Genomic DNA, 21,044 nt, shown 5'->3' on the forward strand with positions numbered 1-21,044 from the left:
ACGTTGCCGGAGATGACTCACGGCTTCCCGCAACAGCACCTGTCTGTTGTTATCATTTCTACCAGAAGTCAGACTGATAATCTGTCTTCAACGCGGACTCCGCATAAGTACGTAAAAGGGTTTCCAAAGGGGCAGTTGCCCCTTTAGCCTGCGGAGCAATCCCCTAAAAAATAACGCCCCAAAAACAACGCCAACAATTAATAAAGATACATAATATGAAAGCACTCTATCTCAAGAAAGGCGAAGACAAGCGCCTGCGCGTAGGTCACCTCTGGCTGTTCAGCAACGAAGTGGACACCAACCGCAGCCCGCTCAAGGAATTCCAGCCCGGCGAATGCGTTACCGTCATGTCCAGCAAGGACATGCCCGTGGGCAGTGCCTATGTGAACCCCGCCTCGCTCATCAGCGCGCGCATCTACTCCAACGAAGCGGAAACCCCGCTCAATGCAGACCTGCTGCGTGAACGCCTCGGCCGCGCCATGGAACTGCGCGATGCCATGTTCGGCGTTCCCTACTACCGCCTCGCCTTTGCAGAAGGCGACTTTCTGCCCGGACTGGTGGTGGACCGCTACAACGACATCCTTGTTGTACAGATAAGCACCGCAGGCATGGAAGCCGTGAAGGACGACGTGGTCAGCGTGCTGAAGGATCTGTGCAAGCCCGCGGGCATTCTGTTGCGCAACGACATGAGCAGCCGCGACCTTGAAGGTCTGCCCCGCTACACGGAAACCGCCTACGGCACTGTTCCCGCAGAGATCGAGCTGATTGAAAACGGCGTGCAGTTCACCGCCCCCCTTACGGAAGGCCAGAAAACCGGCTGGTTCTATGACCAGCGTACCAACCGCAGCGACTTTGCCCGCTTCTGCAAGGGCAAGACCGTGCTGGATGCCTTTTGCTACGCTGGCAGCTTCGGCTGCAACGCGGTGAAGGCCGGAGCCAGCGCAGTCACCTTTCTCGATGCTTCCCAGACCGCTCTCGACTACGCCACCCGCAACGCCACCCGCAACATGCCCGAAGACGGCTGCGATATCGATACGGTACTCGGCGATGCGCTGGATACCCTGCAGGCGCTCAAGGATTCGGGCCGCCGTTTCGATGTCATCTGCATAGACCCGCCCGCGTTCATCAAGCGCAAGAAGGCATACCATGACGGCCTTGCCGCCTATCAGCGCGTGAACCGCCTTGCCATGGAACTGGTGGAAGACGGCGGCATCGTCATGAGCTGTTCCTGCTCGCAGCATCTTCCCGCCGAAGATTTGAACCGCGCCCTGCTGCACGCCGCCAACAAGACCGGCGCGCGTATCCAGACGCTCATTCAGGGCCATCAGGGGCCGGACCATCCCGTGCATCCTGCCATGCCGGAAACCCATTACCTCAAGAGCTTCTGCGTGCGGGTGCTGAAGGGCCGCTAGCGGAAACAGCACAACAAACGATATGCGGCGCAGGGAACAACAGTTTTCTGCGCCGCTTCGTTTTGGCAAACGAACACATCTCAACATTCCGGCACTGCCGGCTGCCCGCGCCGGGGCCGACCTTCCTGCCCCCACGCCGTGTTCATATCAATTCGCACCTACGACAGCCTACGCAACCTTACGCCCATGAATGACAGTGCAACGTCACGCCCTGTCTTCCCTATCCAGCTCGCATGCCTGCGATACCTGCCTATCTTCCTGCCTGCGGCAGGTGAACTCTGCGCGCAAAACCCTCGTGCCAGCATGAAACTCCACTAGAGTTTTTCCTTTTTTGTTTATATGGTTTGCGTCCGTAACACGGCAACAGGCCGAATTTCCTGTTGTCCGTCTTCACTCACAAACCTGCTCCCATAAGGGAGTCGACCATACGGAGTCGGAAATGCTGAACAAACCCCGTCTCTTAACCCCCGGTCCCACGCCGCTGCCGGAACAGATTCGTCTGGCCATGGCGCAGGATATGATCCATCACCGCAAGTCTGCGTTCAAGCTTGTCATGGCTGAACTGCAGGAACGCCTGCGCCTGCTCTTCGGCACAGCGCAGCCTGTCATGCCTCTGGCATGTTCCGGTTCCGGCGTCATGACCGCAGCGGTGACCAACCTGTTCGCACCGGGCGAAAAAGTGATTGTCGTGGATGGCGGGAAGTTCGGCGAGCGCTGGATCAAGATCAGCGAAGGCCACGGCCTGCAGGTCGTGACCGTCAAGGTGGAATGGGGCAATGCCGTTTCCGTTGCCGAAGTGGAAGCCGCCCTTGATGCGCACCCGGACGCACGCGGCCTGCTCATCCAGAATTCCGAAACCTCCACCGGCGCACTGCACCCCGTGCACCTGCTGGGCGGTCTTACCCGCGCCCGCAACATGCTGCTGGTGGTGGATGGCATCTCTTCCGTGGGCATATCGCCCTGTCCCATGGATGAATTAGACATCGACTGCCTTGTCACCGGCTCCCAGAAAGGACTCATGCTGCCCCCCGGTCTCGGCCTCATCGCCCTGAGCGAACGCGCATGGGCCAAGGCGGAAACCGTGCCGCCCGCATGCTTCTATTTCAACCTGCTGAGCGAACGCGCCAACTGCCTGAAAAACCAGACCCTGTTCACCACGCCGGTCAGCCTTATCATCGGCCTGAACGAGAGCATGAAAATGTTCATGGAAGCCGGACTGGACACCGTGTACCGCAAACAGTGGGCACTGACCATGTTCGCCCGCACCTCCGTCAAGGAGATGGGGCTGGAACTGCTGGCCAAGGACCGCTTCACCTGGGGCCTTACCAGCGTGATGCTGCCCGAAGGCATTGACGGCAGCAAGCTGCTGGAAATTGCGGCCGAGCGCTTCGGCGTATACATGGCAGGTGGACAGGACCATCTGAAGGGTCGTGCCATCCGCATCGGCCACATGGGCTGGGTGGACTGGGCCGATCTTGCCGCCGGTCTGCACGCACTGGCAGAAAGCTTCCGCGCATGCGGCGGCTACATAGGTTCGCGCGATTATCTGGAAAAGGGCTTGCAAGCCTATCACGAAGCATTACTTACCTACGACGGTAGCATGTAACTCAACTTTTCCAGCGAGCAAGGAGAAATCATATGTCGGATGCACAGAACACTGGCTGCGGCTGCGGTTGCGGTTGCAGCTCCAAGACGCAGCACCAGATGCCCACGGTCACTTTTTCCACGTTCATCCTCTCTCTGGGTTCCTCTGCCCTTGTCCATCTCGGCGAGGTGCCGGACCCCGAAACCGGACAAAGCACCCCCAACCTGCTCATGGCCAAGCACACCATAGACGTGCTCACCATGCTGCAGCAGAAAACCCAGAACTGCCTTGATGCCGACGAACGCAAACTGCTCGACGGCCTGCTCTATGAACTGCGCATGAAATATGTGGTAAAGGGGAAGTAGTCTGTCATGAAGAAGATCAACGTCGGGCTGGTTGGCGTTACCGGCTACACCGGCATGGAACTCACCCGCCTGCTTGAAGGGCATTCGCGCTTCGAGCTGGTGAGCGTAACTTCACGGGCCGAAGCCGGAAAAAAGCTTCATGCCATCTATCCTTTCCTGCAGGGAATGCCGAGCGGCGAGATTGTCATTACCGAGCCCGATCCCGAGCTGCTGGCCGCCAAGTGCGAACTGGTATTTCTGGCCGTCCCGCACAAGACCGCCATGGAAATCGCGGCCGTGCTGCTGGAAAAGGGCCTGAAGGTCGTTGACCTTTCCGCCGACTTCCGACTGCGCGATCAGGAAATTTATGAGCACTGGTACAAGTGCACGCACACCCAGCCCCAGCTGCTGGAAACGGCCGTGTACGGTCTGCCTGAGCTGTATGCCCCCGCCATCCGCGAGGCAAGGCTCATTGCCAACCCCGGCTGCTACCCCACGTCTTCCATTCTCGGGCTCTACCCCGCGCTCAAGCACGGCATGGTAGATACCAAGGGCATTGTCATAGACGCCAAGTCCGGCGCCACCGGTGCAGGCCGCAAGGCCGCCGTGGGTTCCCTGTTCTGCGAAGTTTCCGATAGTTTCCGCGCTTATGGCCTGCCCACGCACCGCCATACTCCCGAAATAGAACAGGAAATCAGCGCCATTGCAGGTGACGAGATCACCGTTTCCTTCAATACGCACCTGCTGCCCATCAACCGCGGCATCCTCTCCACCATCTACACCACGCTGGTGCAGGACATGACGCTCGACGATGTGCACGCCATGTATGAAGAAGCCTACCGCGAGCACCCGTGGGTGCGCGTGCTGCCCGCAGGCGTGCTGCCCGAAACCCGCCACGTGCGCGGAACCATGTTCTGCGACATCGGTCTTGTGGTGGACAGGCGCACCAACCGCCTGATCATTCTGAGCGCCATCGACAACCTGTGTCGCGGCGCCTCCGGTCAGGCACTGGCCAACGCCAACCTCATGTGCGGCGTTGACCTGCAGGAAGGCCTGCGCCTTGCCCCGCTGATGCCGTAACCCTATCAGGGAAGCAAAGTTTAAAAGGGTCGTGGAACGTTGTTCCACGACCCTTTTTGTTGATACGCTTTTTGTTTTGCGCCTCCGGCGGGCAGGAACCTAACGTTCCTGCACCTCGTATAAGCGATGGAAATCCGTTATTGAACGCCATCTCCGGCTTAACGGAAGTGTGTTTTTACTGGCAACAGAGAGCTGTCATTACGCTGGGGGACGCGAAAGGCCGTGGAACATTGTTCCACGGCCTTTTTCATTTTTCTCACGCTGACTCTTGGCTAACACTGGGGGGAGCCAGACGGACGCGGATGTAACGCAGCTCCCCGCTAGCAGAACACCTTGCCCGGATTCAGCACGCCGTTCGGGTCGAATACGCGGCGGATGCCGCACTGCAGGCGGATGGATTCCGGAGAAAGTTCCATGGGCAGCAGATGCTTCTTGGCCTCGCCCACTCCGTGCTCACCGGAAAGGGTGCCACCCATTTCCAGAACCACCTGCACAATGGCACGAATGCCGTCATCCACACGGTGCTTCTCGCTCCGCTCAGGCGCGGTAACAATCAGATGGATATTGCCGTCGCCCGCATGACCGAAGCAGAAGATGTCCAGCCCGAACTCGCGTTCAAAATCCGGCACCAGCTCAATAAAAGGAGCAATACGTCCAATGGGTACGGCAATGTCTTCGGAAATGGTGATGGGCGCATGCTCGCGGATACGGGTGGAAGTCTTGCGGCGTACACTCCAGATGCGCTCGCGTTCTTCCTCTGTACCGCCAGGCATGAGGCGGTTTGCACCTTCACGGGTGCATATGGCCTTCACGGCTTCAATCTCACGGGAAATCTGATCGGCCACGCCGTCCAGTTCCACAATGAGCAACGCGGCAGTCTCGCCTTCCACGGTAAAGGGCAGCTCATTGCCCACCAGCTGCAGGCACTTGTGATCCAGAAATTCCATGGCCGATGGAAGATGGCCGGAAGTCAGAATGGCGGTAACGGCACGCATGGCGTCCGCCATGGAGGGAAACACCGCCGCAAGCCCCACATGGGCCGCAGGCAGCGGAATAAGCTTGAGGGTGAGCTGGGTAATGATACCGAGCGTCCCTTCAGAGCCACACAGCAGGTGCGCCATGTCATAGCCCACAACGCCCTTGCGGGTCTGCACACCGGCCTTGATGTGCGCGCCCGTAGGCGTAACGGCTTCCAGCCCGAGCACATAGTCACGGGTTACCCCGTACTTCACGCAGGCAGGGCCGCCAGCGTTGGTGGCCACGTTGCCGCCGATGGTGGAGGCATCCATGCCCGCCGGGTCTGGAGGATAGAAAAGCCCCTTGGCCGCAGCCGCGTCACGCACGGTCTGGGTAATGACACCGGGTTCCACCACGGCCACAAGGTTTTCCGTATCAATGGAGATAAGACGGTTCATGCGCTCAAGAGAGAGCACCACGCCGCCGCCAAGGGCAATGCAGCCGCCGGAGGTGCCCGTTCCGCCGCCGCGCGGATACACGGGGAAACGATGCTCATTGGCGAGCATCATCACACACTGCACATCCTCGGTGGATTCGGGAAACACCACGCAGTCGGGAACTGCCTGATAACTTGACGAGTCGCGGTCGTAAGGTTCGCCGGGATTGCGCAACACCTTTTCAGGTCCGAGCACGGTTTCCAGCGCTTCAAGCGCGGCTGTGGAAAAACTGGAAGAAGCAGACATGTATCACTCCTGTGAATAAGCGCACTGCAACACCATGCGCGCAGACACCGCCTCCCCGTGGACGGGAAGGCCGCCGGAGCGGTCGCCCCCGTCATTCGAAGGGCGTATTACTGTTATTTCTGACGACCGAAACCGGGAATGTACAGCCTGTCCTCGAACTTCTTGAGCAGCCATGAGGCTATGGAAACAAGGAACAGATAGTACAGCGCCAGCACCATGAATACTTCGGTGAAACGGAAGGTCTTGGCCGCAATGGCGCGGGCCTCGCCGGTCACCTCCATACAGGATATCAGATAGGCCAGAGAAGAATATTTGATAAGATAGATAATCTCGTTGCCACATCCGGGCAGGGCGCGACGAAATGCCTGCGGCACCACAATCCACAGAATGGTCTGCACGCGGCTCATGCCGAGGGCGGCACCGGCCTTGAGCTGGCCTTCACGGATGGAAAGCAGCGCCCCGCGCACGTATTCGGAATGGTAGGCCGCACTGCACAGAATGAAGCAGGTGACGGACGCGCCATACGCTTCGAAATAGATACCGAAGCTGGGCAGGCCGAAATAGAAGACAAAGAGCTGCACCATGAGTGGCACACCGCGGAACAGCACCGTATAGCCATCAAAGAACCGGCGCACGGGTTTGCTGCCGAACACGCGCAGGGTGCCCACCAGCACGCCGAGCAGCGAACCGAAAATGGCGGAAGGAACGATGAGCAGCACGCTCATCCACAGGCCCTTGTTCAGAGCGGGAATGAGCATGTCCAGAAACTGGGCGTCCACGATCACTTCTCCTCGTACAGGTCGGAGAGCCTGCTGCAGAAGTCGGCGGTGCGGGTGCCGGAACCGGGAGCAAGCAATACGGAAGGTGCGCCCTGTTCGATGATCTGCCCCTGCTGCATGAAGACGATTTCATCCGCCAGGGCGCGGGCAAAATCCATCTGGTGCGTAGCCATGACCATGGTCAGGCCGGACTGCGCCAGATCGCGGATTACGGCCAGCACTTCGCCCACCAGTTCGGGGTCCAGCGCAGAGGTGGGCTCGTCCAACAGCAGCACCTTGGGGTCCATGGCAAGGGCGCGGGCAATGGCCACACGCTGCTTCTGACCGCCGGAAAGTTCTGCGGGATACAGATTCATCTTGTTGCCAAGACCCACGCGTTCAAGCTCCTGCACGGCGCGGTCGTTCGCTTCCTTGCGGCTCAGCCCCTTGACCTTGCGCAGTGCGATAGAAACGTTATCCGCCGCGCGCAGGTGATCGAAGAGGTTGAAGTCCTGAAAAATCATGCCCACATGCTGGCGGTATTCAAACAGCTTCTTCTTGTGCGCCAGATCCACCTGCCGCTCTTCAAGCCATATGTTGCCGGAAACGGGATGGATAAGACAGTTGATGCTCTGAAGAAACGTGGACTTGCCTGCCCCCGAAGGTCCGATAAGCACCTTGAGTTCGCCCTTGTTCACGGAAAGGGAAACATCCTTGAGGATGGACTTGCCGCCAAGGCTGACATTTATGTGCTCAACCCGCAGAACAGGCGTCTCGGGTGATTCGACGGAAGACTGAGCGGAATGGGTCATGGAAACGATCCTTACATTGTATAGCCCGGAATCCGGACCTTCTTTTCAAGCGCGAGCAGCAGTTTCACGCCCACGAGAGTGATGATGAAATACAGAACGCCCGCATTGATGAACAGGGCCAGATGCTCGTAAGTACGGGAAGCAACAAAATGGGTGCGGGTGAATATATCCATGGCGCCCACCACGTAAGCCAGTGCGGAGTCCTTGAGAATGATGGAATATTCGTTGGACCAGCCGGGAATGGAAAGGCGCAGGGCCTGCGGCAGAATGATGGAGGTAATGCCCTGCATATCACTCATGCCGAGCGCACGGGCAGCCCTGAGCTGTCCCTGCGGCAACGACTGGATGGCACCGCGAAAAATCTGCGACTGATAGGCCGCACTGGTCAGCCCCAGCACTATGGACACGGCGGAAATGGCGTTCAGGTCAAGCCCGAGCGCATCAAAAATACCGAAATAGAACAGGAACATGAGCACCAGAATGGGAACACCGCGGAAAAACCAGACATACAGTCCGATAAGACGGCGCACGACGGGATGCCCGTAAACAAGCCCCACGGCCATGGGAATGCCCATAAGAAGGCCAAGAACCATGGCAAAACAAACGATGGCCAGAGAGACTCCGGCTCCTTCGAGGATATATGGCAGGGCTTCGATGATGACAGAAAGCTGCTGTTGCATGATAATAACCTGAAAGCCGCAGCGCACGCGGGAAAAACGGCTTTCGTGCTTCGTACTGATAGTTGGCGCGTGCACGCACGCTATACAGAAAAAATGGCCGGAAAGCGACAGGAAATGTTCCTTCGCTTTCCGGCCTTACAGCCTTTCAGGCACAGGAACTAGTGAGCGCCGTCCTTGAGGTGCTTTGCCTTAAGCTCTTCCCAGTAGGGATCGGCCATAAGCATCTTGAGCCCCTTGTTGATGGTATCGAGCAGCTCCTTGTCTTCCTTGCGCACAGCCACGCCGAAGAATTCGGGTTCGCCGAACTCACCCACGATTTCAAGTTCCTTGCCGTGCTTGATGGCATCTTCGGCAGGAGCGATGTCCATGGCGGCTGCGGGTACGCGGCCGTTCAGGATGTCCATGATGGCAAGCGGAGCGGAGTCATAGTACTTCAGTTCGAAGTTATTGCCGTCCTTGCCCACCTGGTTCTGCAGTGCGTCGGCTTCGGAAGTGCCGGACTGCACGCCCAGCTTCATGCCGCCCTTGAAGACTTTTTCAACGGTGAGGCCCGCGCCTTTCTTGGAGATCACAACCTGTGCGACCTTCCAGTAAGGATCGGAGAAAGTAACCTGCTTGGCGCGTTCTTCAGTGATGGACATGCCGGAGTAGACCATGTCGATCTTCTTGGAAACCACGCTCTGCACGATGGTAGACCATTCCATGGCCTTATGCTCAACGGTGAAGCCCATCTTTTCGGCAATCCAGTTCAGGGAATCCACATCAAATCCTGCGGGCTTGCCATTGGCGTCAATGTAGGCAAAGGGCGGGTAGTTGGCGTCGATGCCGTTCACGTAGGCCTTCTTGGCAAATGCCACGGAACCGAAGAGCAGAACAAAGCTGATGGCAGCGACAAGCAGAGAGCTTTTTCTGAACATTTCCTTCTTCCTTTCGTGAAATATGGTGATTTCCAAATCGTGACGGACGGTTAGCCGCTCACACCACAAACCGCCCGAAAATCCTGTACATGTAAAAGCGCTAGCAGAATCCGTAGCGGCGCGCAAGCCGGAAAGAACAAATTTGGCAATATCGGAACCCGGAACAGACCGGAGCAAAAAGAAATTCTCCATTTTCGTCGTCAGCGAATCCCGTTACCGGTCATTTGCCCTCCATTTCCTCTTTGTTCCCTCCCGAGCTTGTGGTAAGAACGGTCGTGTCCGACAATCGGCAGTATGCGCTGCAAGGTCATGACGTACCGCCTCTGCCTGCCGCACCTATTGCCTGACACTCATTCATGAACACACCAGCCACTAACTAGACGTTCCGATGCACGCCAAGCACGCGGGCCCCTGAGAAACGTCACCGAAAGGAGCCGATAATGAAAGTATCCCTGGGCGCAAAAACCATTGCCTATCCCACTCCGCTCTTTCTGGTGGGTACCTACGACAAAGAAAACCGCCCCAACGTCATGGCCGCAGCATGGGGCGGAATATGCTGCTCCAAGCCGCCGAGCGTGGCTGTTTCCCTGCGGGCTGCCACTTACTCGCATGCAAGCATTCTTGAACGTGGTGCATTTACCATAAACATCACCCCCCGCGGTTTTCTGGCGCAGGCCGACTATGCGGGCATTTTTTCCGGCAGGGATGAAGACAAGTTTGCCTCGCTGGGCCTTACCCCCATCAAGGCCGAGTTTGTTGATGCCCCCTATGTAGGCGAATTTCCTGTCGTACTCGAATGTTCTCTCGTCCAGACGGTAGAAGTGGGCCTGCATACCCAGTTCATAGGCGAGATCAAGGACGTGAAGGCTGAAAAGGGCGTGCTGCGCGAAGACGGCCTGCCGGATATTCTCAAGGTGGACCCGGTAATATTTACTCCCGTGAGCCGCGAATACTACGCTGTGGGCGATTTTCTCGGAAAGGCCTTCTCCATTGGAAAAAAACTGAAGAGTTAAATAACGTTTCGCATTTTGTGCGACCCTGAGGCCGTGCGTGTGTGCAACGCACGGCTTTTTTATTGCGAAACAATCTATAAACAGTATAATCTCACAAAAAATTATCCGGAGAAGCACATGGAAGCACTTTTCAACCAGTACAAAGATCAGGTAATCCTCTGGGCCGCCAAAAACGGCACCAACCTCATTGTTGCCCTTATCATACTCATTGTCGGTCACTGGCTTGCGAAACGCATTTCGCATCTGCTGCAAAAAGCCATGCAGCACAAAGGCATGGACCTGCTGCTCATCAACTTCATCAGGGGCGTAGCCTATTATGCCATCATGGCGGCAGTGTTCATCGCGGTTGCAGCGCAGGTAGGCATTGATACAACCTCCTTCCTTGCCATTCTCGGTTCCGTCGGTCTGGCTGTCGGCCTGGCCATGAAGGACAACCTCTCGAACTTCTCATCCGGCGTCATGCTGGTGCTGTTCCGCCCCTTCACCTTCGGCGACTTCGTCGATGTTGCCGGGGTTTCCGGTTCGGTGGTTGCCATCAACCTCTTCCACACGGAACTCAAATCGCCTGACAACCAGCGTATCATCATTCCCAACAGTCTGATCATGGGACAGGTCATCACCAACGTCACCGGCAACGCCACCCGCCGCATCGACATGGTGTTCGGCATCGGCTACGGCGACGACATTGCCAAAGCGCGGGACGTCATCATTGCTGCACTGGAGTCTGAAGCCAAGGTGCTGAAAGACCCCGCCTACACGGTGGCCGTTTCCGAACTGGCAGATTCCAGCGTCAACTTTGTTGTCCGCCCGTGGGTAGCAACCGCCGATTACTGGGATGTGCGCTTCCGCCTGACCGAATCCATCAAGCTTGCGCTTGAGGCCAACGGCATTTCCATCCCCTTCCCGCAGCGGGATGTACATATCATCCAGCCCGCGCAGGCGTAGTCTGTTTCCAACGCACAATACAAAGCCCCCGCATAATCACGGGGGCTTTGTTGTATGGATTATTCAACCCACAAGATCTTTCTGCTGGAAAAGGCGTCCGCCTTGAGGTGCCATCGCTCCATTTCAAAACGGCTGAAGACCAGCGAGGGCTCAATGGTTATAAGTCGGGCAGTTTCCTGCGTGCCATTGAAAAAGCTTCTGGCCAGCAGGGCAGCAGCATATCCCTGATCTTCGCCGCGCAGCATGAAACCGGCAGTCGCCTTTCCTTTGCCGATACTGAAATCCCAAAGAGCAAAAATAGGGACAGGAGAATTGGCATTCAACCACTGCATGGCAACATCTTCGTGCACCACAGAGTTATCTCCCGACAGCAGGGTATGATACACGCCCAGCAAAATGGCATCATATCCGTTCCGCTTGCTTTCCAGCACCAGGCGCTGCCATGCGCTATAAAAAGTAGCCCGCACCAGCTCGCATTCCACACCATAGAGCGTAAATTCAGTTTCGTCGTTCAACATGGTATGGGCAATTTCAAACGAGGTAGTGCTATCGTCGAAAAGAACCAGCACCCGCCGGATATCAGACGACATGGAAGAAAGCAGCATTATGGACCGCTTGACCAGCGGACGTTCCAGCACACCCAGTACATTCGGGGAATTGTGCAGTCCGTAATTGCGCGGGTTGCCGTTGATGCCCAGATAGACAAGGGGCACCTTCTGCTCCACGAAACGTCTACCCAGCAGTGAAGCGGCATTATCATCCGCCAGCATTACCAGATCGGGCTTAACCTCCCGGTAATACGCAAAGGCAGCCTCGGCCCGGGCCTGAAACTGCTCCCGCGGCAAACGCTTGGTATTCATCTGAAAGGTAAATACCTCCACATCCTTGCCAAGCCCCCGGCGTATGCCCCGCAGCAAGCTCACATCCCATGCGTAATCCGCATGGTAGCTCTCTATAACCAGCACCCGTTTACGGTCTTCGGCAGCGGCTGTGGCAACACATACCAGAGAGGCAAAGAGAACAAACAACACTAGAGAGATAGGCTTACGCAGCATGGGTACCTCTTCATGGTTAGTATTCCACATAGCTATTATACATTGCCCACAGTACCACGCAACACAATGATAGACCAATATGCAGGGCATATAATGGCACCATATTCAAAAAGTGATATTCTTCCACACAGCCCGGGCAGCAGAGACTGCACGGGGATTCTCCTTTCAAGGGTTGCCCATGAAGCGTGCCATTTTTGCCAGCCTGCTCGCCCTGCTGCTCTGGACCATGCTCTCATATTACACATATGACAGAGCCGTGGGTGATTACCTGCGCAGTCAGTACAACGCAGCTCTCACAGACGCCCGCCGGGCCTATGACACAGACCTTACCTACAGAAGATGGAATGCCAAGACGGGGGGCGTCTACGCCGAAGTATCCGGATACATGAAGCCGAATCCCCACCTCAATGTACCCAACAGGGAAATAATCACGCAGGACGGAAAAATCTTCACGCTGGTCAATCCCGCCTACATGACTCGCATGGTGCATGAAATCATGAGCGAATCAGACGGATTGCAGGGCCACATTACCAGCCTTGAGCCCCTTAACCCTGCCAATGCGCCCACCCCGTGGGAACGTGAAGTGCTCATGGCCTTCAAGACAGCCCCGAAGGAATACCACAGGCTTGTCGAAGAAGGTAACGAGGTTGCCCTGCACTACATGCGCCCCATGATAACAGAAGACTTCTGCCTCAAGTGCCATGCTCATCAGGGGTACAAGGTGGGCGACATACGCGGGGGCATCAGCATTACCGTTCCCATGTCCGGCTATTACAGAGATCTTGCCCATGAGAAGCAGGGAGAGCTTTTCCGCAGCATGAGCATATTCGTCACGGGCCTGCTGCTCAGCATTGCCCTGCTCTACTTTTTGCGGCGCTATGAACAACTCAGAAACCGGACCGAAGCGGCCATACGCAAAAGCGAAGCAAGATTCCGCACCCTTTTCACCAACGCCCCGCTGGGCATGGTGCTTATTGATGACGCCGACAGAATTCTTGAATGCAATAAGGCAGGACTTTCGCTGCTGGCATCGGACGACATACCAATCCACTCGCAACGGCTTGAGGACGTTCTGCAATGCCGGAATATGGCCATGAATCTTGCGAGGCTGAAGGCTGAAGGCAGCCTGCAGGTGGCAGAGCAATGTACCGTCGCCTCAAGCCTGTCCCCCATTCACATCCGCCTGCTTGGCTTCCGCATTCACGAAAGCCTGTATGTTGCCATAGTAGATGACCAGACGGAACGCATCCGGGCTCAGTCTCTGCTGCTTGCCGCCAAAGAGGAAGCCGAGAAAGCCAACAGGGTCAAAACCGAGTTTCTGGCCATAATGAGCCATGAAATACGCACACCGCTCAACGGCATCATCGGCATGCTGCAGCTCATGCAGACCCAGATCCTCACGGAAAAACAGGCCGAATTTATCAGCATGGCCTTGGAGAGCAGCCATAATCTGCTGCGCATTCTCACAGACATTCTGGACATAAGCCGCATAGAATCCGGCAAGATGGAAATATTTGAAGAGCCCTTCAGCTTCACGGATGTGCTTGCCCCGGTCTGCGCTCTGTTCGCGGACGATATCAAGCGCAAAAAACTGAATATTACGGTAGATCTCGACAAGAAAGTTCCCGGCCTGCTCATCGGCGACAGCGGCCGCCTGCGGCAGGTGCTCTACAACCTCATCGGCAACGCCGTGAAATACACCGAGACGGGCAGCATTACCGTACATGTATATCCTCTGCCGTTCCGCAACGATCCTGACAAAATATCCATCCATGTTGAGGTGACAGATACGGGTATCGGCATTCCGGACGACAAACTGGGCCATGTGCTTGAGCCCTTTACCCAGAACGAGGCAGTTTTTTCCAGACGGTTCGGCGGGGTGGGGCTTGGCCTTGCCATTGTGAAGCGCATTGTGCTGATGCTGCAGGGCAGTCTGTGCCTCAGCTCCGAGCCGGGGGTCGGCACTGAAGCCCACCTCACCCTCTCCTTTGCCATGGCAGCGGAACCGGTTCTGGAAAGCGTTCCCGCAGAGCAGGATACCTCTCCGCAGATACCGCCGGGCAGGATACTCATCGTGGAAGATGATCCCGTAAACCGCAAGACACTGCATTATCTGCTGGAAAAACTTGGCCATGAATCGGAAGAAGCCTCCAACGGACTGGAAGCGCTCGACCTGATTCTCGACAGGGTGTTTGATCTTGTCCTCATGGACATACAGATGCCGGAAATGAACGGGCTGGAAGCAACCAAACGCATCCGTTCGCTGCCAATGCAGGACAGGCGGGCCATTCCCATTATCGCCGTTACCGCGCATGCCATGAAGGGCGACAGAGAGATGTTCCTGCGGGCCGGCATGGACGACTACATCTCCAAGCCCATCGACTTGCAGGCACTGGATGCCTGCCTGCGTAAATACATGCACCGCGCGGCCCTGCGCCGGTAGCCTGTCGGGCACTTTTGCCAGTACCCCCACCCCCTATATTCCCCTGAAAACCCCGCATGACGAGGCTTGACACGGTTTATGCCATGAAGTAGGGCTGCAAACCGTTCCTGTTAGCATTTATTTTACACAAGCCCCACCACCATGCCCGACATTCAATTCAATTCCCAGACAGCAGGCTATTTTGCCATTGCCCTTCTTTTTTTGCTCACAAGCACCTTCATTGTGTGGCAACGCCTTGCCCGTGCGCGCGAGTCTCAGATGCCCGAAGCCGGTCTTGATAACGGCACCCCCACCCCGCCGGACGGCCTCTGCGCCACCACGCTGTGGATTGCCAACTACAGCGCATCCCCCGTCTTCATCCGCAACATCCATATAGACGTCGGCACTTTTGCGGGCAATGAGGTCCGCAATCTCATGGGCCAGATCAGGCACTACGAGAAAAGTGAAGATATCCAGCGCCCCCTGATGCTTACTGTCGAACCGCAGACGAGGCGCGATGAACCCGTGGCTTTTCACGCACGGGTAGGATCCCCCGTGGAAGCAGTGCTTCAGGGGAACAACGGCACCTACGATATCCACATCCGGCAGCTTTTCCCCCGATAAGCCAGGCGTCCGCCTGCGGCATCTTGCCAACGGCCTTTCATCCTGCCTATAGTTCTGCGACCTTCGCAAAGAACCATCATCCGGCAGGGGGATGCCACATTGCCGCTGCAACACCTGATACATCGGATCAAGCCCCGATCCATTCGAGCGCACCTCATCCATATGGTGCTGGTGCTGCTGTTGCTGCAGCTTGCGGCAAGCTGGCTGGTCATCACCGGTCCGGTAACGGACATGCTCAAGAACGAGATCGGCGAAAGCGCCCTGCATGCGGCCAAAACCATAGCCCAGATGCCGACCATTCGCCGGGCGCTTCTTGCCCGCGACCCCCACGGCACCATTCAGGAAATTGCCGAATCCATCCGCGTGAGCATAGGCGCATCCTACGTAGTGGTGGGCGACCGCAACGGCATACGGTACTCCCACCCCGTCAAGGAACGCATAGGCCTTCCCTTTGTGGGCGGCGACACCGGCCCCGCGCTCAAGGAAGGCAAGTCATACATTTCAGAAGCCGTGGGCTCGCTCGGCCCCTCGCTGCGCGGCATGACCCCCATTTACGACTACAACGACGACATCATCGGCTTCGTGTCCGTGGGGTATCTTTCCACAAAAGTACACGACGCCATTCCCCCCCATCTGAACAAACCCTTCACCCTCATCGCGGCCATGGCGGCCGTGGGCATTCTGAGCGCCCTGTTCATTGCCCAGCACCTGAAGAATATCACTCTTGGGCTTGAACCTTCGGAAATAACCAGCCTGTATCTTGAACGCGGTGCCATTCTGGAAGCCATCCGCGAAGGTGTGGTGGCCGTGGACCCCGAAGGCCGGGTGCGGCTGGCAAACAAGGCGGCCGTGCGTTATGCGGGGCTGGACCCTGCCAATGTCCGCAAGGACAGGAATATAGACAACGTGCTGCCCGGTGCGGGTCTGCGCCGCGCCCTCGCCACGGGCGAAGCGGAATATGATCAGGAACGCCACATCAATGACAGGGACATGATCTTCAACATCGTTCCCGTATTCCGGCAGGGAACCCTGCACGGGGCCGTGGCCAGCTTCCGCCCCAAGGATGAGCTGGACCGGCTGGCCACCGAACTCTCGCGCGTGCAGGAATATTCCGAACTGCTGCGCGTGCAGACCCACGAATATTCCAACAAGCTGCATACCATTGCGGGGCTCATCCAGATAGAGGCATACAGTGAGGCGCTTGAACTGGTTACCCGTGAATCGCACGGTTACGAGGACGTTATCCGCTTCCTGAACGAAGCGGTACCCCACCCTGTCATTGCCGCCATTCTGCTCGGCAAGTTCAACCGCGCGCAGGAACTGAAGGTGGATTTTGCCATAGACAGGCAAAGCACGCTTGAGGACGTGCCCGCGCACATTGATCAGGTGAAGATTGTCACCATACTGGGCAACCTGCTCGACAACGCTTTTGAGGCCGTTCTCGACCGCGACCTGAACCGGCGCCGCGTGGAGCTTTCGTTCACCGACCTCGGCAACGACATCGTCTTCGAGATAGAGGATTCCGGTCATGGCATTCCCATGGACCGGACGCACGAGGTCTTTGAAAAAGGCGTTTCGTCAAAGGGTAAGGACCGCCGCGGCGTGGGGCTGTATCTCGTGCGCAAGGCGCTTGACGAACTGGACGGCGACGTGCTGATTTCCGACAGCAACCTCGGTGGTGCCCTGTTTACGGTAACGGTACCCAAAAAACCGGGCAGGCACGCCACCGCAACCGGAGAAAGGAGCGAAGCCAGGCATGAATGATATTCGGGTTTTGATCGTCGAAGACGATGTGCGCATAGCGGACCTGCACCGGCGCTTCACCATGCGTGTGGAAGGATGCGAAGTGGTGGGAGTGGCCTACAACCTTGATGATGCCCGCCTCATGATCGAAACGCTTGAGCCGCATCTGGTGCTGCTCGACCTGTATTTTCCTGAAGGCTCCGGAACGGATCTGCTGCGCGAAATACGTGCGGAAGGAAGGGAGATGGATGTCATCCTCATCACCGCTGCCCGCGAAGTGGGACCGCTCAAGGAAGCTGTGCGGGGCGGGGTGTTCGACTATCTGATCAAGCCCGTTTCCGCCGACCGTTTTCATGAGTGCATCAGCAAGTTCCGCAGCTACCGCAAACGCATCTGCTGCGACGAACGCATTGAACAGCACGATGTGGACAGCCTGCTGCACAACTCCGGCGGTAACACTCCCGCCTCGCAATCGGGCGACCTGCCCAAGGGCATTGATCTGCTCACACTGGGAAAAATTAAGTCCGCCATGGAACATGCCCCTGCCGATACCGGACTGAGTGCCGAAGAAGTGGGCGCCAATGTCGGTGTCAGCCGCTCCACGGCAAGGCGCTATCTCGAATATCTGACTTCTGCAGGGGCCATTTACGCCGATCAGGTGTACGGCTCCATCGGCAGGCCGGAACGACGCTATTTCCAGTCCACGGCCCCCCACGCGTGAACAAAATGAACAAAATACGCACAATGCACAATTTCCTTTTTATTCCCTAAAAAGTACCGCTACTTCTTGCTGTAGTAACTTCTCCCAAACGTAAACGGATCACAGGCATGGTGCGCCGTGGGGTCCATAACCAATTGCGTAATTCGGAGGAGTTATGTTTCGTTTTGCCAAAGCTGTTGCCGTTGCTTTGCTCGTAGTCTGTCTTGCCGTTCCCGCCTTTGCAGGAAAGGTTGTTCTCAAACTCGGCCATATCGCCGAACCCGTTCACCCCTATGGTCAGGGTGCCGATTACTTCGCCAAGCTCGTTTCTGAAAAGTCCGGCGGAGAAATGGAAGTTCGCGTGTTCCCCAGCTCCCAGCTGGGCGGCCAGAAGGACCTGATCGAAGGTCTGATATACGGCACCGTGGATATGGCTCTGGTTGGCACTGCCGTGCTTGGTCAGTTCCAGCCCCAGATTTCCATCTTCGACCTTCCCTTCCTGTTCAAGGACCGCGACCACGCCTACAAGTCTCTCGACACCGTGGGCATGGAACTGGGCAAGGCGCTTGAATCCAAGGGCATCAAGCTGCTCGGTTACATGGAAAACGGCATCCGCCACATGACCAACAACGTTCGCCCCATCAAGACCCCCGAAGACATGAATGGCCTGAAGATCCGCGTCATGACCAACAAAATCTACGTGGAAATGGTGAAGTCTCTCGGCGCTTCCCCCACCCCCATGGCCTTTGGCGAACTCTATTCCGCGCTTCAGCAGGGCACTGTTGACGGTCAGGAAAACCCCAGCGCCCACATTTTCACCAAGCGCTTCTTTGAAGTGCAGAAGTACGCCTCTCTTACCGCACACGCCTACGCGCCTGAACCGATGGTTATCTCCATGGTTGCATGGAACCGCCTCACCCCCGCCCAGCAGGATATCCTGAAGGCTGCAGCAGCGGAATCCATCGTATGGCAGCGCGATCTTTCCACCCGCGAAGATGCTGAATACTGGGACAAGATCAAGGCCACCGGCCAGATCGAAGTCATTGAAGTGGACCGTGACAAGTTCGCCGAAGCCACCCGTCCCGTATACAAGGAATTCGCCGATGTAGTCGGTCAGGACAACATCGACAAGATCGAAGCCCTCAAGAACTAACCGATGACGCGGCCCGCCCTTGCACGGGCGGGCCGTTTTTCCTTCGCGAGGCGTAGTATGGAAAAATTGCTCAAGAGTCTGAACAAGGTCTTGTTCTGGATTTCCGTCTCTTCCATGGCGGTCATGCTGGTACTCATCTTTCTGCAGGTAATCACCCGATACATCTTCAACCACACCTTTGAATGGTCTGAAGAACTGGCCCGTTTTCTCTTCGTGTGGGTCGTGTTTCTCGGTTCCGCACTCATCATGGGCGAAGGCGGACACCTTGCCGTGCAGCTTCTGCCCCGCAAGTTTGCAGGCACGCCCCTCGGCCATGCCATGAATCTCTTCATCAACGCATGCAGCTATGCATTCATTCTGCTGCTTCTGATTCAGGGCTCCAAAATGACTTCCGTCATGACCTTTCAGACAGCCCCCGGCCTCGGCATATCCATGAGCTGGGTGTATGCGGTCATTCCTCTGAGCGCCTGCCTGATGATGCTCTACCTGATACGGGATACCGTGGAGATCTTCAGAAAAATGCGCAGCACTGAAGACCCGCAGGATGCGGCCGCCAATGCGGATGCCCTGTCTGTTTCCGAACCCGCAAGCAAGAACGACGAGTAGGGGGAAACCATGGAAGGCGTATTGCTCGGCTCTTTTCTTCTCATGACTTTTCTGGGCGTGCCCGTGGCCTTTGCGCTGGGTCTGTCCGTTTCGTTAATCCTGTTCCTGTTTCTGGACATGCCGCAAGTCATGATCACCCAGAATATCTATTCCGGTGTTGATTCCTTTTCCTTCATGGCCGTTCCCTTCTTCATGCTGGCCGGTTCGTTCATGTCCGCAGGCGGCGTGACCAAGCGCCTTGTCAATTTCGCGCAGGCCATGGTGGGCTCGTTCACCGGCGGCCTTGCACAGGCGGTTGCCGTTTCCGGCATGTTCTTCGCCGCCATTTCCGGTTCTTCCGCTGCCACCACGGCAGCCATCGGCTCCACCATGGTCAATGAAATGGAGCGGAAGGGCTACCGACGCGAATTGGCCACCGGCATTGTTGCCGCAGGCGGCACCGTGGGCATTGTCATTCCGCCGTCCATCACGCTGGTTGTCTACGGCGTCATTGCCGGTACCTCCATCGGCGACCTGTTCGTAGGTGGAGTGGTTCCCGGTCTGCTCATGGGCATAAGCATGTGTGTGGTGAGCTGGTGGCTGGCAAAGAAGGAAGGCATTCCCGCTGAAGGCGCATTCTCGTTCGCCAACCTTTTCAGATCGTTCCGCGAATCCTTCTGGGCGCTCATGACCCCGGTCATCATCATCGGCGGTATCTACGGCGGCGTGTTCACCCCCACCGAAGCCGCAGCCGTGGCAGCCATGTACGGCATCTTCGTGGGCATGTTCATCTACAAGGAACTCAAGCTGAAGGACTTCCCCAAGATCATCTTCGACGCCGTTATCGGCACCACGCTCATCATGTTCATCGTGGGCGCGGCCAAGGTGTTCGGCTGGATGCTCACCAACCTCGAGATTCCCCACCACATCGGTGCCTATGTGGTCTCGCTCACGTCCTCGCCGTTCCTGTTCCTCCTCATGATGAACGTGCTGCTGCTGGTTATCGGCACCATGATCAACGCCTCTGCCGCAGTGGTCATTCTCACTCCCATCTTCCTGCCGGTTGCCCTGCAGCTGGGCATAGATCCGCTGTTCTTCGGCGTGCTCATGGTGGTGAACCTTGCCATCGGCTGCATCACTCCCCCTGTGGGGCTGGACCTTTTCGTTGCCAGCGCCATATGCAAGGTGCCGCTTGAACGGGTTATGAGGGCATCTCTGCCCTACCTCTATGCGCTGCTGGTTGTGCTGCTGGTGCTCACCTCGCTCCCCATTCTCACGACATTCCTGCCGAGTCTGCTGCACTAGCAGGCAGACAAACTTGTCACGCAAAAAAGGGGACCGGAGTAATCCGGTCCCCTTCTCAGATTGCTGACAACGTCATTTCTGATATTTTTTGGCTCCGCCGGGCAGGCACCTGACGTTCCTGCACCTCGTATACGCGAGGAAAATCCGTTTTTGGACCTCAGTTCCGGCTTAACGGAAATATGGGGGTCAACACACCCTAATCATTCACTGA

General features: G+C 56.9%; 19 protein-coding genes. 13 read left to right on the forward strand and 6 right to left on the reverse strand.

The features are described from left to right. Positions 1–215: 215 nt before the first annotated feature. The 4 genes from HUV30_RS01870 to argC all read left to right on the forward strand — a co-directional run bounded on the left by HUV30_RS01870 (position 216) and on the right by argC (position 4,421). Positions 216–1,412, forward strand: coding sequence for a class I SAM-dependent rRNA methyltransferase (locus HUV30_RS01870; protein WP_174403693.1), 1,197 nt, complete (start codon positions 216–218; stop codon positions 1,410–1,412). Between the two features lie 439 nt (positions 1,413–1,851). Next, complete coding sequence (locus HUV30_RS01875) at positions 1,852–3,018, forward strand: pyridoxal-phosphate-dependent aminotransferase family protein (protein WP_174403694.1); 1,167 nt, start codon at positions 1,852–1,854, stop codon at positions 3,016–3,018. Between the two features lie 32 nt (positions 3,019–3,050). After that, the gene (locus HUV30_RS01880; RefSeq protein WP_174403695.1) at positions 3,051–3,362 is read left to right on the forward strand and encodes a DUF1844 domain-containing protein; all 312 of its coding nucleotides are present in this window, start codon (positions 3,051–3,053) and stop codon (positions 3,360–3,362) included. 6 nt (positions 3,363–3,368) lie between these two features. Further along, on the forward strand, positions 3,369–4,421 hold the full coding sequence (argC, locus tag HUV30_RS01885) for an N-acetyl-gamma-glutamyl-phosphate reductase (protein WP_174403696.1): 1,053 nt from the start codon (positions 3,369–3,371) through the stop codon (positions 4,419–4,421). A 320-nt stretch (positions 4,422–4,741) separates the two neighbouring features. On the opposite strand, the gene HUV30_RS01890 is transcribed toward argC, so the two are convergent. The 5 genes from HUV30_RS01890 to HUV30_RS01910 form a co-directional block, all read right to left on the reverse strand. Continuing rightward, positions 4,742–6,121, reverse strand: a complete 1,380-nt coding sequence (locus HUV30_RS01890; protein WP_174403697.1) for an FAD-binding oxidoreductase — start codon at positions 6,119–6,121, stop codon at positions 4,742–4,744. A gap of 113 nt (positions 6,122–6,234) precedes the next feature. Next, on the reverse strand, positions 6,235–6,903 hold the full coding sequence (locus HUV30_RS01895) for an amino acid ABC transporter permease (RefSeq protein WP_243452049.1): 669 nt from the start codon (positions 6,901–6,903) through the stop codon (positions 6,235–6,237). Beyond that, positions 6,903–7,691 (reverse strand): amino acid ABC transporter ATP-binding protein, encoded by a 789-nt coding sequence (locus tag HUV30_RS01900; protein WP_174403698.1) that lies wholly within the window; start codon positions 7,689–7,691, stop codon positions 6,903–6,905. The genes HUV30_RS01895 and HUV30_RS01900 overlap by 1 nt, the downstream gene beginning before the upstream one ends. A gap of 11 nt (positions 7,692–7,702) precedes the next feature. Next, complete coding sequence (locus tag HUV30_RS01905; RefSeq protein ID WP_174403699.1) at positions 7,703–8,371, reverse strand: amino acid ABC transporter permease; 669 nt, start codon at positions 8,369–8,371, stop codon at positions 7,703–7,705. Positions 8,372–8,529: 158 nt separating this feature from the next. Beyond that, positions 8,530–9,288, reverse strand: coding sequence for an ABC transporter substrate-binding protein (locus HUV30_RS01910; protein ID WP_174403700.1), 759 nt, complete (start codon positions 9,286–9,288; stop codon positions 8,530–8,532). 440 nt (positions 9,289–9,728) lie between these two features. On the opposite strand from HUV30_RS01910, the gene HUV30_RS01915 reads away from it, so the two are divergent. After that, a complete protein-coding gene (locus tag HUV30_RS01915) occupies positions 9,729–10,301 on the forward strand; it encodes a flavin reductase family protein (protein ID WP_174403701.1) in 573 nt (190 codons plus the stop codon). A gap of 117 nt (positions 10,302–10,418) precedes the next feature. After that, positions 10,419–11,246 carry a mechanosensitive ion channel family protein gene (locus HUV30_RS01920; RefSeq protein ID WP_174403702.1) on the forward strand — a complete coding sequence of 276 codons (828 nt, stop codon included), beginning with the start codon at positions 10,419–10,421 and terminating at the stop codon, positions 11,244–11,246. A 59-nt stretch (positions 11,247–11,305) separates the two neighbouring features. Here the strand turns inward: HUV30_RS01920 and HUV30_RS01925 are convergent, their stop codons facing one another. After that, complete coding sequence (locus tag HUV30_RS01925; RefSeq protein ID WP_174403703.1) at positions 11,306–12,301, reverse strand: ABC transporter substrate-binding protein; 996 nt, start codon at positions 12,299–12,301, stop codon at positions 11,306–11,308. Between the two features lie 178 nt (positions 12,302–12,479). Here HUV30_RS01925 and HUV30_RS01930 point away from each other — a divergent pair, with 178 nt between their 5' ends. From HUV30_RS01930 to HUV30_RS01960, 7 genes are all read left to right on the forward strand, one after another. Further along, entirely contained in the window at positions 12,480–14,744 is a 2,265-nt protein-coding gene (locus HUV30_RS01930; RefSeq protein WP_174403704.1) for a response regulator, read from the forward strand. Positions 14,745–14,885: 141 nt separating this feature from the next. Continuing rightward, the gene (locus HUV30_RS01935; protein WP_174403705.1) at positions 14,886–15,347 is read left to right on the forward strand and encodes a hypothetical protein; all 462 of its coding nucleotides are present in this window, start codon (positions 14,886–14,888) and stop codon (positions 15,345–15,347) included. Between the two features lie 99 nt (positions 15,348–15,446). Beyond that, entirely contained in the window at positions 15,447–17,111 is a 1,665-nt protein-coding gene (locus HUV30_RS01940; RefSeq protein ID WP_243452033.1) for an ATP-binding protein, read from the forward strand. Further along, positions 17,104–17,811, forward strand: coding sequence for a response regulator (locus HUV30_RS01945; protein WP_174403706.1), 708 nt, complete (start codon positions 17,104–17,106; stop codon positions 17,809–17,811). The genes HUV30_RS01940 and HUV30_RS01945 overlap by 8 nt, the downstream gene beginning before the upstream one ends. 154 nt (positions 17,812–17,965) lie before the next feature. Continuing rightward, positions 17,966–18,943, forward strand: a complete 978-nt coding sequence (locus HUV30_RS01950) for a TRAP transporter substrate-binding protein (RefSeq protein ID WP_174403707.1) — start codon at positions 17,966–17,968, stop codon at positions 18,941–18,943. Positions 18,944–19,000: 57 nt separating this feature from the next. Beyond that, positions 19,001–19,549 (forward strand): TRAP transporter small permease, encoded by a 549-nt coding sequence (locus HUV30_RS01955; RefSeq protein WP_174403708.1) that lies wholly within the window; start codon positions 19,001–19,003, stop codon positions 19,547–19,549. A gap of 9 nt (positions 19,550–19,558) precedes the next feature. After that, positions 19,559–20,833 (forward strand): TRAP transporter large permease, encoded by a 1,275-nt coding sequence (locus HUV30_RS01960; RefSeq protein WP_174403709.1) that lies wholly within the window; start codon positions 19,559–19,561, stop codon positions 20,831–20,833. The last annotated feature ends 211 nt before the right edge of the window (positions 20,834–21,044 follow it).

This window comes from Desulfovibrio subterraneus, from assembly GCF_013340285.1.
GTDB classification, from domain to species: domain Bacteria; phylum Desulfobacterota; class Desulfovibrionia; order Desulfovibrionales; family Desulfovibrionaceae; genus Halodesulfovibrio; species Halodesulfovibrio subterraneus.